The sequence below is a fragment of the Parabacteroides sp. PF5-6 genome, assembly GCF_029504695.1.
In the GTDB taxonomy this organism is placed as follows: Bacteria; Bacteroidota; Bacteroidia; order Bacteroidales; family Tannerellaceae; genus QVMG01.
The window spans coordinates 20,301-34,081 of sequence record NZ_JAQFIN010000004.1; the positions used below are offsets into that span (position 1 = coordinate 20,301).

At 42.7% G+C, this 13,781-nt stretch carries 10 protein-coding genes; 9 read left to right on the top strand and 1 reads right to left on the bottom strand.

What is annotated here, in order from left to right:
- Window positions 1-452 precede the first annotated feature (452 nt).
- The 9 genes from M2133_RS06090 (at window position 453) to M2133_RS06130 (ending at window position 12,607) form a co-directional block, all read left to right on the top strand.
- Window positions 453-1,742 (top strand): fimbrial protein, encoded by a 1,290-nt coding sequence (locus M2133_RS06090; protein ID WP_277465131.1) that lies wholly within the window; start codon window positions 453-455, stop codon window positions 1,740-1,742.
- A 45-nt stretch (window positions 1,743-1,787) separates the two neighbouring features.
- The gene (locus M2133_RS06095; RefSeq protein WP_277465132.1) at window positions 1,788-2,702 is read left to right on the top strand and encodes a FimB/Mfa2 family fimbrial subunit; all 915 of its coding nucleotides are present in this window, start codon (window positions 1,788-1,790) and stop codon (window positions 2,700-2,702) included.
- Window positions 2,703-2,748: 46 nt separating this feature from the next.
- Window positions 2,749-3,906, top strand: coding sequence for a fimbrial protein (locus tag M2133_RS06100; RefSeq protein WP_277465133.1), 1,158 nt, complete (start codon window positions 2,749-2,751; stop codon window positions 3,904-3,906).
- Window positions 3,907-3,944: 38 nt separating this feature from the next.
- Window positions 3,945-5,297 (top strand): fimbrial protein, encoded by a 1,353-nt coding sequence (locus M2133_RS06105; RefSeq protein WP_277465134.1) that lies wholly within the window; start codon window positions 3,945-3,947, stop codon window positions 5,295-5,297.
- Between the two features lie 122 nt (window positions 5,298-5,419).
- Complete coding sequence (locus tag M2133_RS06110) at window positions 5,420-5,737, top strand: hypothetical protein (protein WP_277465135.1); 318 nt, start codon at window positions 5,420-5,422, stop codon at window positions 5,735-5,737.
- 874 nt (window positions 5,738-6,611) lie between these two features.
- Window positions 6,612-7,727: a hypothetical protein gene (locus tag M2133_RS06115; RefSeq protein ID WP_277465136.1), complete on the top strand. Its 1,116-nt coding sequence runs from the start codon at window positions 6,612-6,614 to the stop codon at window positions 7,725-7,727.
- Window positions 7,728-7,848: 121 nt separating this feature from the next.
- Complete coding sequence (locus tag M2133_RS06120) at window positions 7,849-9,963, top strand: fimbrial protein (RefSeq protein ID WP_277465137.1); 2,115 nt, start codon at window positions 7,849-7,851, stop codon at window positions 9,961-9,963.
- Between the two features lie 27 nt (window positions 9,964-9,990).
- Complete coding sequence (locus M2133_RS06125; protein ID WP_277465138.1) at window positions 9,991-12,210, top strand: hypothetical protein; 2,220 nt, start codon at window positions 9,991-9,993, stop codon at window positions 12,208-12,210.
- Between the two features lie 199 nt (window positions 12,211-12,409).
- Window positions 12,410-12,607, top strand: coding sequence for a hypothetical protein (locus M2133_RS06130; protein ID WP_277465140.1), 198 nt, complete (start codon window positions 12,410-12,412; stop codon window positions 12,605-12,607).
- A gap of 527 nt (window positions 12,608-13,134) precedes the next feature.
- Here the strand turns inward: M2133_RS06130 and M2133_RS06135 are convergent.
- Window positions 13,135-13,731 carry an HU family DNA-binding protein gene (locus M2133_RS06135; RefSeq protein WP_277465141.1) on the bottom strand — a complete coding sequence of 199 codons (597 nt, stop codon included), beginning with the start codon at window positions 13,729-13,731 and terminating at the stop codon, window positions 13,135-13,137.
- Between the last annotated feature and the right edge of the window lie 50 nt (window positions 13,732-13,781).

The window sequence follows — 13,781 nt, forward strand, 5'->3', positions numbered from 1 at the left end:
TTACGAAGCGTAAAGCAAAAACTATGGATCACCTCTTCTTCGGTAGTAAAAAAATACGCAGAGGATGCAGATTAATTCTGTTTTTCTTTAACCCATGATAATCAACCGATATAGCTCTTTGTGGCGTCTGGGGCAGCGTTTGGGAGGCCGGGATCTGAGTTAAATATCCGCTTGAAGAGCCCGATAAGATAAATAGTTGAAAATAGACGCCTTCCCTGCCGAACATTTTCTTTGTTATATTGTTTAAAACTAAGAAATGGAAAGTGCAGAGGAGGCTTGATTTTAGGCGGTGACCGTTGATTTTATTGCATTACCGAGGTAAATCTATCACCCCAAAAAAGATGATACTTTCATCTATTAATATAGAGAGAAGCACCTATCAGCGGTATTGAGGAGAACTTCTATTTTTGTATCATAAATTATTCAAGATAAACGAAATAATTATATACCTTATGAAACTGAAGAATTATATTTTATGCGCAGCAGCTCTTTCCTTTTTGTTCAGCTGCTCGGACAATGAACCGATTTTAGACAAACCGGTGGAAACCGCGACAACGTTATCTCTTGTAACCACTGAATTGCAAACTAGGGCAGACAACAATCCAAACATTGAGAATCTGGTGGTAGCTATTTATAATGCGGATGGCACAGCCGTTATAACAGTAGATCCGACTGAAAATCCGACATTCGAAATAGATGGTGTTGACGGCTTTAGCCAAGATATTGCTATCTCTCCGGGAAACCATAAAGTGTTAGTACTGGCCAATATCGCAAAATCAGCCGTGGAAGGAAAAAGCTTGACTACCCTGTTGACAACAGGAGTGCTGACTTTGGATAATGAAGGTAAAAGCAAAAATGACGATGGCGATGAATACCTGACCATGAGCAGTAAGGTGATTGATGTTACTTTTTATCCGAATGTTCGAAACCTGATGGGACATACCACAGCAGGAGCGGGAGAAAAAATCGTTTACCAGGAAGACGGTGGTCCTATTAAGCTGTATCGTCACCTCTCTACTGTTGAGTTGACAGGTATCGCTTTAGTAAAAAAGACTCCTTATGGTAAAGGAATTAGTTTTAAACTAAAAGAAGTTTTTATGGCGAATGTAAAAAGCCAGAGCCGGATGGTAGCCGACTGGTCGACTGCTGATCTGCTTAAGAATCGCTCGGTAGAAGTGAATTTTACGGATGTGGCTAACTGGTGGTATGGCAATGTTGCTGATATGGATGGTTATTATAAAGGTTTTGAAGGTGGAACGGTTAAGGCTGGCTTGTTAAGCAGCGGCACAATCACGGATGTTACTTTGGATCGTGGCAATCCTGAGACACCTGGCGCTCTTGAAGGTCCGATGTATACTGGTGAGAATAATATTGTTGCCGGTCCTTTTAAGGTTTATGAAAATGAACTGCCGGAAGCAAATGGAAAAATCGGCTATCAGACATTATTGGTGGTTAAAGGAGATTATACCTATATCCCGGATGGTGAGGTTGATGAAGTTACTGTGGTGGATAAATATTATTCAGTTCCCATCAACAATGCTGGAACAGAGGCTGCCGAATCGGTAAAAGGTATTTTACGTCCCCATTTCGGAATTATCCGGAACAATAACTACACCCTGACCATGGGTATTAACGGTCCGGGTTCTAACAATCCCTACCAGCCCGATGCCTTTATTAATGTAAATGCGGAGATACGGGTAGCCGACTGGACTCAGGTGGTTCTCGGCGGTGACTTAAACTAATAGCGAGCAAAAAGAAAAAGATATAAAACGAAAAACAGTACAGTTATGAAACATATATTTTCAAAAACAAAAGCCCTTTTGATGGTACTCTGTATCGGTTGGGGGATCATGGCTACCAGTTGTATCAATGAAGACCTGGATGCTTGTCGTACGTATAAACTGACACTGCAGGTATTGAACCTGCAAGGGTATGATATCACTGAAGGGTCGGCCGAAGATGTTCAGGATGCTTCCGTATTTATCTTTGATGAAAACGGGAAACACCTGGAAACCGTGAAGATGACCAGTGCGCAGATCGTAACCCGCACACCGATTGAGATCAATTATCCGGCGGCTAAGAAATTACAGATTGTAGCCTGGGGAAATGTCAATAATGATTTGCAACAACTGCAGGTTGGCGCTACAATCGATGACCTGAAGATACAGGTGAAGAAATCGAACAGCTACGCGCAATCACCCGCTGAACTTTATTTCGGCGACGATGAAGTGCCCTTAAGCCTGGGTACATTAACCAAAGATGAAGAAGTGCCTATCCAGTTGGCTGTCGGCAGACTGCAGATGCGTACCTTGAATCTGGACAGAGGATTAGCTAATAATGGCTTGCGTTCGGATGTCGAGTGCCAGTTCTTCTTTAAAGAAACACTGGACCAACTGAACTCCAAAGGCGAAGTAGAAGGAAATGATGTCGCTTACGACCCGGATGCCGAATGGGTTGGCAGCGAATGGGAAATGACGGAATTTGATACGATCTTCCCCGGCGAATTGCAATTGGGAACAATCGAAGCCAATGGCATAGAGATCGGAAATGCAGATAGAGACTACGAAACAAAAGAACTGTTGAGAGCTGAAGCCGGACATGATACGATCGTTGTCTTTGTTTGGGGGGATGATGGCGAATACCTTGGCGCGCGCATCAAAGTTCGTCCCTGGGGATATATTGAAGACGATATTGAATGGTAAACTAACCGTAAAGAGAAAGAAAAATAATCATTAAAAGTTTAAGCTTATGAAACTGAAAAATATAATAATCGCTCTGGGTGTATTGGTCGCTTTTTCGGCCTGCTCGAAAGATGACGATGCTCAGGAACAGCAGAAAGATAAAGCATATCTTTCTATAAAGGTAGCGAATAAAACGATCTCGAAAGCGGAAGTTGACCCGCATGAATTGCCGGGCGAAGCCAATATCAATAATCTGGCGGCTTTCGTATTCAATGCCACGACCCTCGAAGGTGTAGGCGGTAAGATGGAAGTATTAACCGATGTGTCCCATGAATATGAGATGACCGGTATCCCGGCATCCAGTGGCGCTGACCCGGTGATGATCGTATTGGTGGCCAACGCCCCGGCTTCTGTCATGTCAGGAGTAAAGAACTATGCGGATCTGCAGAGCGCTTTGGCGCAGTTGAGCTATCAAGAGCAATCCAACCTGACGATGAGTACGCAGGTGATCACTTCCGATTTCCCGCTGGACTATGGAGATAACTATATCGGTTTCGGACCCGGATATGAAAATATCAATAATATCAGCGAACCGCTTTGGCTGACCCGCCTTCCGGCACGCCTGGAAGTGACCGGTATCAGTACGAAGTTTACCCGCGCGGAACTGCTGGGACGTAAAGTGCGCATCAATGGTTTCTATTATACAAATGTGAAAAACGAATCCCATTACTTCAGCGTAGCCGATTGGGGCGTGGTTCAGGTAGATAGTGAAACAAGCAATTCCGGCGTTACTTATACTACCGGTGTAGAGATTGATAATGATAATCCGGCGACCGATCTTTATTATACCAACTATGTGATGGAGAACCTGGGACCGGAAACCCCGACAGCGATCGTGGTCAGTGCCACCCTAAGCGCCTCGGATGAGTACGAAGCAGAAACCGTATTCTTCCGCGCCAATATTCACAATCAGAACACCACGCTGTTCCAAGATGGTATCAATGTTTCTCACCGGTTTATCAAACGTAACTTTGTGTATCGCATCACCATGGCTTTCGGTGATAATGCCTTCAATGGGACCAATACCGATCCGGACCCGGAACCACCGATAGATCCACCGGTAGATCCTCCTGTAGATCCGGATCCAGATCCTACGATTTTCAATCTCTCTGTTGAAGTGGTAGGCTGGGGTGAAGTAGACCAGTATGTTGAGATTAAGGAATAAACAAAAAGGAAAAAGTAAACCAGAAAAAAGTAAAGCGTATGAAACGAATATATTTATATATGACCTTATTGGCAGCCTTGCTGATGACAGGCTGTTCCAATGACGATTTGGGACCGGAAACTCCGACTCCGCAAGGTGACGCCGAGATCGCACTGACGATCGGTGTGGGCGATGGACTGACAGTGACTTCCAAAGCGGAGGGAGACGTGACAAATAATCCTAACCTGAAGGGAAGGGACGCATTTGAAACTAAAATCACTCGGTTGACGGCGATTATATTCAATGGGAATAAGGTGGAAGCCGCTAAGACGGTGGAAAATGAAAATGGGATCAATGCCATTGGTGATATTGTTGTTCCGGTAGAGACGTATGATATTGCTTTGGTAGCTAATGGACCGGAAAATCTGGAGACAGTGGCTGACTTGGATGCTTATAAAGCGAAAGTGATGTCTATCGATAGCCAGGAAAGCGGATTGGTTATGGTGCGCTATTTGAAAGGTGTTACTTTAATTGCTGAAACGGATGAGAACGGACAATGGATCCGCCGGACGTTTAATTATCTGCGTGAAAATGACGCTATTCATGCATCTGCGCCTTCTACAACTGATATAAATGTAGCAGCGAATCCATATAATTACGGGGCAGATGCTACAGCTGAAGCTAACCGTATCGTATTGACCCGCTTGGTGGCTCGCGTAGATTTTGAAACGATTAAAGTTGATTTTACGAATGCCAATCAATTCAAAGGAGCTACTTTTAAACTGGCGAAAGTATATGTGGTGAATGTTCGTCCGAATACATTGCTCCATCCGGGAGAAACTAACGGATATGAATCAGCCGCAGCGGATGATGCTTCTTACCTCTATTATCGTGGAGCACCGGCTACTTTTGTTGCTCCTACTGATGTTGTTGATCACTTGATCGATCCCGCATCTAAAGCACATGATTCCTGGAACCCGTTGGTGAAGGATTACTCCGCAGAAGCGGCAGGTGTTATTGAAATAAAAGATGGTGACCCTGTATATGATTTCACAAGCACCGCCACCCGGGATCAATTTAGCTGTTATGCCTTTGAAAACAGTAATCCGACGACAGAAGGTGGTTATCAAGCTCGCTTTGTGATCGAAGGACAAATCTACTATGCTGATGAAACAGCCTATGAAACACCGAGTTACTATCATGTGGTATTGAATGCAAAGGCTAAGACTGAGACTGAAAAAGCTATAGGTTTGGTGCATAATAAGATTTATCGTATCCAGGTAACCTTGAAAGGATTAGGTTCAAAAGTGCCGGATGAAAATCCGCCGACGTATGCCGATGTTGAAACTATGATCGCAGTAGATTCGTGGAAGATTATCAGGCAGTACGAAGAAGATCCGGATCTGGATTAACCGGAGACTAAAAACGCATAATGTAAGGCATTTGATCTACCCTTTCGGGGGTAGGTCAATGTTTTTAACTATATGGGACCCTCAATTAAAAACCCTCAAAACTCGTTAGTATTATGGAACGCATGATGAAAGTACTTCAACACGAAGTCGACAACACCAATCAGATGATCCTGTATCAGGAAGGCGACAGCTGGTACGCGTATGAACATTCGGCTTATTTCCTGGCATCGAAACAATCGGTGATCGTGAAAAAAGAAATCCTGGCCGAAGGATACGATGTAGTACTGGTCAAGGCCAAAGTGGAAGACCCGCTCTCCCCCTTAGCCGCCGGATTCTCCCTGAAATGGGCAGCAGACGACACCCTGCAATTCGCGATCGATGAACCCATCGCCGGTTTTCCCGAGTGGAAAGAAAACCAATTGAAGAAGTTCTCCGCTTAAGACATTCAAAAGGATAATGTAAGACGATTTTTTTAGCCCCCGCCCCATTTGGAGCGGGGGTTTTTGTTGTTATTGGAAAAAATCGGGAGATTTTTTCAGTAGTGAGTAGTGGGTAGTTAGTAGTTAGTAGGCGCGGAGCGGGAGGATGGAAGAAAATGTGAAGATTTTTTAAGCGAGCGTAGCGCGTGCCGCAGGCTCTCTTTTGCCGTCAGTTTCAACTGACGGTTTTTAAGCTGGAGGCGTAGCCTCAACCGCTGCGGGTTTCAACCCCAGCTTAATGATTATGTGTGGGTTGAACGTAATGCTGGGGTTAAAACCCGCAGCGGTTGAGGCTACGCCTCACATTATTCTGACCGTCAGTTGAAACTGACGGCAAAAGAGAGCCTGCGGCACGCGCTACGCGCACAGTTTAGAACCTATTAGTCCGCGTGATCCGTGTGATCCTTGGCTAAATAATCCTCAAACATCAAACTATTGGAAGAAATTTCAACATTCCCTTTGCCTCCCCTTTCGGGGGAGCTTGGAGGGGGCTTAAATATTCTCATCCCTGCATCCTAATCCTTTCATTCCGGAAATATTCCCTCCGAAAGCTGATAATCAAGTGATGCGGAACAAAAATATTTTCACGCGATTCTCGATTGTCAATAGGCTAATGTCTATTGTTTTCAAGGCTTTTCCGCCCTCTAAACGTGGTATTTCTATCCTTTCAAAGGTATTCCTTTCACCCCTCTGAAAGTTGGTAGTTTTACCCCTTAAAGTTGAAATTGCCACCTATCGTCAGCTGTTATAAATCAAGCTACTTTTGCTTTCACAAGTTCACAACAGAACGAGAGATAATTAAAACAAAAAGATAACAAGATAAAATTCTTTCATTATGAAACTGAAGAGCATAGTAGCAATGATTTCCTTCCTGATGGTAGCAGTATCCTGCTCAATGGAAGATGACGTTTTAAACGAAATGGCAAAAGGTACCACCACTCAAACTAACCAAGAAGAAGTAGGAATCTCTGTTTTAATTAATGTAAATAATGTACCGACTAAAGGTGCTTTTGGCGATGACATCAAACCGGGTGCTTATCTGGATGGAACCGACGCTGATAAAGTTGAAAAATGTATGGTTTTTATTGCAAATGCAGCAGGAACAATTACGTATCGGAATACAAACGTTGCAGTAGGCGAAGACAAAAAATTGGTCATGAACTTCTCCCTGAAGACCGGCTCGGCTTATAAGATGTTGGTTGTTGCCAATTCAACTACTGATTTCAACGCTTGCACAACTCTGGATCATATTAAAGCGAAAGGATTAGCCGCAACGGATATGAATGCATTGGTGAAATGGGGTGAAGAAGTTATTGACTTAACTGATTCTGTTGGATTAGCTACAATGCCTGGTGCAGAAGAAAAGATAACCGTTGACTTGCATCAACTGACCGCTCAGATCAGCCTGAAAGAACTGATCGTGAAAGGTTTTAATAATGGAACAAATCCGACCGATGTATATCTGAGAAGTGTAGAAGTTGTTAATCAGAATGTAGAATATAGCATTGATAACTCTTATCGTAATCTTGTTGAAACAACTTCTTGGGATGCTGATAGCAGAGGTGAAAATAAGATTGCCAAAATGCATATTTATTCTCCGACTGATGCTACGAAGGAATTTGTACCAAATGCAAATACTGTTTTTACAACATACCCTAATAATAAAGGAGTATACAGTGATTTTACGGCTGGAGCAGCCACACGCGTTCGCTTAACTTTTGAAGCAGGAACAAATGTTTATGATAGAGAGTTTGTTATCAATCGACCGGATGCCGATGACTTCATCAATAAAGAGTCGAATACGACATATGTTCATGCCGGATACATTTATGAATTGTATGTAGCTGTAAATATTGATGGCGATACTTTCAACTGCACGATCAAATGTTGTACTAAGGACTGGTTATACAACGAGTACGAAGTAACAATGGATGAGTTGACGGAACTATAATAAAAAAACAAAAGTCATGTCCGACACTCCCCGGTGCGGACATCGGCTTTTGGATCAAAGCGGGTAGGTGGCCAACAGATACCCAAATGCATAAAGGAAAAAAATAAAAAAAGATAGGATCATGAAACTGAAAAGTATAATATGGATTGCACTCGCTGCATGTATGGCATTCTCCGCCTGCACCCAGGAGGAACCGATTGATCAGGGTGAGAAAGTGAAAGATGGGATTCCAACTACGTTGGATGTAACGGTTTCGACTGAAATGGTGACGACAAAGGCCGGTGAAACACTAAAGCCTGGAACTTCTGAAGAAACAAAGATCAATACATTGGCTGTTGCGATTTACAAGAGAAATGACGATAATAGCGTGGGTAAATTCTTAAGCTTTAAGTCGGGTAATGCTACTGAATTGGCAGAAGCTGATGTACATGGTACAGATAATAGAACCGCTTATACTCTTTCTAATTTGTCTGTCGAAACGGGAAAGGTCCAGGTCTTGGTTATCGCTAACTCCACCGTGAAATTGGCCGAGGCGAATTTCACCTCTTATGCTACCGCAAAGGCTTTAGTCGAACAGATCAAGGAAGAGAGCGGAGCCTATCTCTTTGCTGCGGACAACCTGGTTAAGTATGCTGATGAACAAGCGGAAGTAAGTCTGACAAATAAAACGCTTCATATTGAATTGACCCAATTAGCCGCCAGAGTGGATGTGCGTTTGAAGTTTACCAGTATAACAACGGATAACCACTGGCAATTTGATATGTCTAAATACACGGTCTCCGGAATAAATGTAGCTTCGGATATTTATCTGAAAGATTATACGCAAGGGAATTATGCATACAATACAAAGACCTCTTATTTAGATGAGTTGAGTAAAGAGTTCTCTCCTGCGCAAAGCTTTGTCTCTTCGAAGCAGAATGGCGAGCTTCTTTTCACTTTTTATACGTATGAACGGCAGACTCCCAAAGAAGACGCTACTCCTTTGAAAATACAGTTTATCGGTGAGCTAACGAATGTGACGGAAGAAGTTACCGAAAGCAGAACATATACTCTGGAACTAAAACCTGAATATGTCGCGGGCAATAATAAGAAAACAACGGATGGCGTGGTGCATGGTTATCTCTATGACGCTACCGGTAGTATCGATGTGACCACAAAGAATATCAATTTCGAATATGAGGTTCTTGACTGGCAAGATCGGACAGTGGAAGTGAATATTAAGCCGATCTATTATTTGGCAGTGAAAGATAAAGTGATGTCAATGCCTAATATGGATTATATAACAACGACTTATCAGTCTTCTTCTTTAGTGACGGAGATTCTTAATCTGAAAACTTTTGTAATGGGTGAAGGTGATCCGGTTCAAGATGCATCGCCTCAGGCAACTGTAGACTGGGATAAAAGTAATAATGATGGTACTCTTCGTATTAGTGCAGATATCCCAACAAATTATGTGCCTCGTCTGATTACTTTTACGGTAAAGAATGCAAATGGTTTGACTGAAGATGTTGAGATAAAGCAGTATCCGCCGTTGTATATTGAAGCAAAACTTTCTTCTTCTCGAAAAACAGCATCAAGTTATCAAACAAACTGGAATATGTACCAGTTTACCTCATTAGTTGCTGATTATTCTTTATTCCCTTATCCGGATGAATTAGACGAAGATAAGAATATCCGCGGAAATGACCATAATCATGATAATGGAACGGATCAAGCAAGAGGAAACAGCTTTACAGATTATATACGACATAATGCGCAAATGGGATATCCTGTACTGACTGATGAGGGTTATACTAAGGATACTCCTGAGAATAATCGTTTAATTTCGCCTCGTTTTATGTTGGCTTCCCAATATGGCACTTCCAACACAAGTTCTACCTATGCTCATGCACAAAAGGACGGGTATACTACTTCTTTCAATGTGTGGTTAGTGGATAGTAATGGGAACACAGTGTCTGGAAGTACGAAGTCAAAAACGAAACAGGAATCTTGTTTGAATTATGAAGAAACACGTGGTAATACAGTCTATAAAGATTGGCGCTTGCCAACTCAAGCAGAATTGTATATGATAGATGTTCTTCAGAACGTAGGCAACTGCGCGGTTAAAGCAATCTTGGAAGGTACTTATTATTGGAGTGCAAATAGTAATGGGAGTATTTTCTTTATGGACGCTCGTTTGAGTGGATCTTCTTCAAGCCGAAATGGTGCTTTCCGTTGTGTACATGATATTAAATAAGGATGTTAATCGTTAAAAGATAGAACAATGAAAAAGTTAATATATTTATTTGCAGCCCTGTTTTGCGTACTCTCCTCCTGCCAGGATGGGTTAGGAGAAGATCCGGTAATTATCGAAGACGCAGACAAAGTGACGTTAAGTTATACGTTAGATATTCCTGATTATGTTCTCGCAACACGATCAGAGTCCATCGCCAATTTGAGTTTGATGACATTTGACGCCCAAGGCAAATTCTTAGGTAAAGTGTCAAATGCTACTTATACACAACCAGATGCTGTTTCAGGCAAAGGCACAGGCTCAGCTCGGGTATCCATCAAAACGGCCTCTATCCATTTTGTTGCCAATTATTCCTGGGCAGGTTATAATGAAGCGGATTGGTTAGACAGAGATGAGGCTGTGGTAATGCAAAGTTTTGTGACAAACCAACAGGTACTTTGGGGCGTTGCCGAAAATGTGAACCTGTACGCAACAATTCAAGTCTCTCTGCTGCGCAACTATGCGAAAATTGAGGTGATTGATGAGACCGAAGCCGGTTCAGGTGCACAAGCCAGATTCGGATTGACGGGTTTTGCCTTGGCAAATTACACAAGCACGGGTACGATTGTTACTTATGGTGAAGGTACAGGTTTTGCTAATGTGGAAGAAGTAGTGACTGTTCCTACTACCCCTGTATATTTGGACCAGACAGATAGCGATATGGATATGAGTCCCAAATATGCCTTTGAATCAAATAATAATTCGAATGCGAATTCAGTTGATATTATTATTAAGAATGAAGCAGGACGTTACTATAAATTGAAATTAATAAAGGATAATGCGACTCTCGAATCCTGGAAGGTAGAACGTAATTATAATTATAAAGTCATTCTAAAAACATTTGAGAAAGACCCCTTTACCAATGGTGTTGGTTCTTTTGATGAAGCAAAAGATGCCGCCTCGGCAAATAATCTTTATGCGGAAATTATTAAAGAATCACCTCAGGTGTCAGATGCGGATGAGAATCGCTTGGAATTAGAACAATTGGTCTATTTGTTTACGACAGGTGATAATTTCTCTATCCAGGCCAATTATTATCCTAATGGAGGCACGAGTACGTCTAATAGTGGTATACGCTATGACGTATTGGAAGATACACATGGTATTTTATCTAATTTAGGTATTAATAATGGTTTATTTACCGGTACGGTCGCTACTGTTACAGAAGATCAATATGAGGCTACAGTACGTATTTCTTATAATGGATTATCTCGTGAAGTGACGATTATCTCGACTAAAGCTTATCAATTCAATCCGACCACTCCGATAACCCATAATGGTAAAGATGCGGTTGTTACATTGAACTTTAGTATTCCGAGTGATTATCCGGCAGCATTGCTCCCGGTGAAATGTAAGATACATGCTACCACCTTATCTCCTGTTGCGCCCAATACCATGTTGACGCATTATGAGAATGAAACTTACTATTATATCTATGAGGCGAATACAACCGGAAATCATTCTGTTCAATTTACAGCCTCTTTCGAGAATAGCTCTGCCGATATTACCATCGAAAATGAATATTTTGAAACTGGAGAGATACGATTGAATAATAATGGAACGGCTTTAGCCTTTACCGATCTTTCCTTATCTGGTATTTATGAGCGTAACGAAAAGGTGGCAACATTGTCTTTCACCGTGCCTGCCGGATCTGATGGAAAAGTTATTACGATCGCTGGTTTGCCTACTGAATTTGATGGTCCAGCGACATATACCGTTTCAGGTAATAACGCGCAAACCATTACGCTTACTTACGACTTATTAGGCTATGTGAGTACGGCTATCTTGACCTTAAAAGCGGATGGATTTGCTAATGGCGTAGTTCAGGGGAATATAACTCTGGATAATTTACGATATTCTAAATTGTTTTATATTAGTACGAGCAACCGTATTACCACTGATAACCTTACAATAGTTGATGCAGATGGCACGGATTCAGGTTTCCGCTCTATAGGAACTTCTGGTGTGGCTGTAATCACGAATCGTATGGGCAATAATAATCGTTATTATGAAATCAAGATAGACGAAGCGGCTCAATTAACGGATAAGGTAACATTTAGCTATATGCATGTAACGCGCTCGGGGTGGTGGCCTAATTATACTTATACAAGAACTACTTATTCTAAAACCTATACGGTTGCCGAATTATTAGAGATGTCTACAGATTCGTCAAATGATGGAAGCTCAACGATAATACTTACAAATCCGTAAGAAATTCCTACATCATATTAAGAAAGACTGCTCGATAGGGCAGTCTTTTTTGTGTATGACGGGCATATTATACATCTATGGTGAAAGTCCATTCGAGGCGTAGTTACCGACGAACCCTATAGCGACTTGCAAGTTTCAAGTGGTGACGCTTGCCTTTTGCCTCTCGGCTTTCACTATTTTTGTATAAAATGCGATTAGGATGACTGTCCTAGAATTAAATGCCAAAAAGGCGGAATTGGAAGAGGCGATGCCGTGTCAATACACACCGGAGGAAATTATTGCCGGAGCATTGCAAGCCATTGAGGAGGCTGAAAACGGTGGCGGTGTATATTATCGTATATGGGATTGTCGGCAAAACCCCGAAAAACTCCGCGCGGAAGTGAATAAATTGCATTGACCCAAAGAACTTGCTTTGTATTCTTCGTGTCACTTCGTGCACTTGGTGGTTCAACCCGAAGAGTGATTAACCACAAAGTGACTCCAAGTGACACTACGTTTAGGGTTTGCTGCGATCTGTGTTCCTGTGTGCTCCGGGGTGGATAAATGTTAATGCCGCTGTCGGATTTGCTTTAAGACAAAACAACTATTATATTTGTATTGAAATGGAAGGCAACATTTCTTTCTCTTAAACGGCACTTTGGCGTGACTCGGCATAATCCGAACAAGTTCGGCTTCTGCGCTCACTACTTCAAACGTTCATCTTTACCTCGGGGTTCTAAGCGTTTTTAACCCCGACGGGCACGAAGGGCACCACGTCTATCGCAATCTATAATGATATTCCTTACCCCTAAACGTAAATAAAGTTTACGTTTTTTACTTCCATCTTCCATCATTGGCACACTGATGACACCGATCAGGCGGATGAGCGCGGATCTATCAGCGCTAATCCATTTATGCGATTCAGAGGCTGTTGATGTGAATGGCTTAATCCTCCTTCTTTACGTATAAAGGCGAGCGGCGATGTCCGATCTTTTGCAATTTGCCTTCGGCGACGAGCTGTTTGATGCGGCGGTAGGCTGTTGTGCGGGTCATGTGGAAAAGGAATTGGAATTGTTGCCCGGTGATATGGGGGTGCGTTTGAAAATAAGTCTCCAGCTTTTGATCTATTTGTTCCGCTGAATAGGGTGTCGAATGGTTTTTCTCCCGTACACGTTTTAAATCAATGGCGGTAAAGCGCTCTTTAAACCCTATTTCCGGGCGGAAAGCGATCGACTTGACCTGGATGCTGCCTGCCCGTATGTCTTTGGGGTCGCGCACCGGCGGCATGTCAAGGGTCAGCTGGAAATAACCCAGGCCTTCCAGGTGTACCCGTTTGCCATACTTCAGCTCATGCGCCAACACATCGGCCAGCTCGCTTAATGCGGCCTTGACGTCGCCGGGTGTCAGGCTACAACGATCATGGATCAGATAGGCCAGGTCTTCCGTATTCGTCGTGCCCCGCGTAACCACACGGGCATGAAGTCGTTTCCGGCGATTCCCATCCGGTAAAGGATTTTCGTAGAGGTCGTAATGTAATGACATCGTTGATCTGTTTTGTTTGTTAACTATATCTCAGTTGGTTTCACACGAGT

Bases quoted from the DNA above. Each gene is read 5' to 3' on its own strand.
- M2133_RS06095 (WP_277465132.1), top strand. From the start codon at position 1,788: ATGAAACATATATTTTCAAAAACAAAAGCCCTTTTGATGGTACTCTGT.
- M2133_RS06110 (WP_277465135.1), top strand. From the start codon at position 5,420: ATGATGAAAGTACTTCAACACGAAGTCGACAACACCAATCAGATGATC.
- M2133_RS06105 (WP_277465134.1), top strand. From the start codon at position 3,945: ATGAAACGAATATATTTATATATGACCTTATTGGCAGCCTTGCTGATG.
- M2133_RS06100 (WP_277465133.1), top strand. From the start codon at position 2,749: ATGAAACTGAAAAATATAATAATCGCTCTGGGTGTATTGGTCGCTTTT.
- M2133_RS06120 (WP_277465137.1), top strand. From the start codon at position 7,849: ATGAAACTGAAAAGTATAATATGGATTGCACTCGCTGCATGTATGGCA.
- M2133_RS06135 (WP_277465141.1), bottom strand. From the start codon at position 13,731: ATGTCATTACATTACGACCTCTACGAAAATCCTTTACCGGATGGGAAT.
- M2133_RS06090 (WP_277465131.1), top strand. From the start codon at position 453: ATGAAACTGAAGAATTATATTTTATGCGCAGCAGCTCTTTCCTTTTTG.
- M2133_RS06115 (WP_277465136.1), top strand. From the start codon at position 6,612: ATGAAACTGAAGAGCATAGTAGCAATGATTTCCTTCCTGATGGTAGCA.
- M2133_RS06125 (WP_277465138.1), top strand. From the start codon at position 9,991: ATGAAAAAGTTAATATATTTATTTGCAGCCCTGTTTTGCGTACTCTCC.
- M2133_RS06130 (WP_277465140.1), top strand. From the start codon at position 12,410: ATGACTGTCCTAGAATTAAATGCCAAAAAGGCGGAATTGGAAGAGGCG.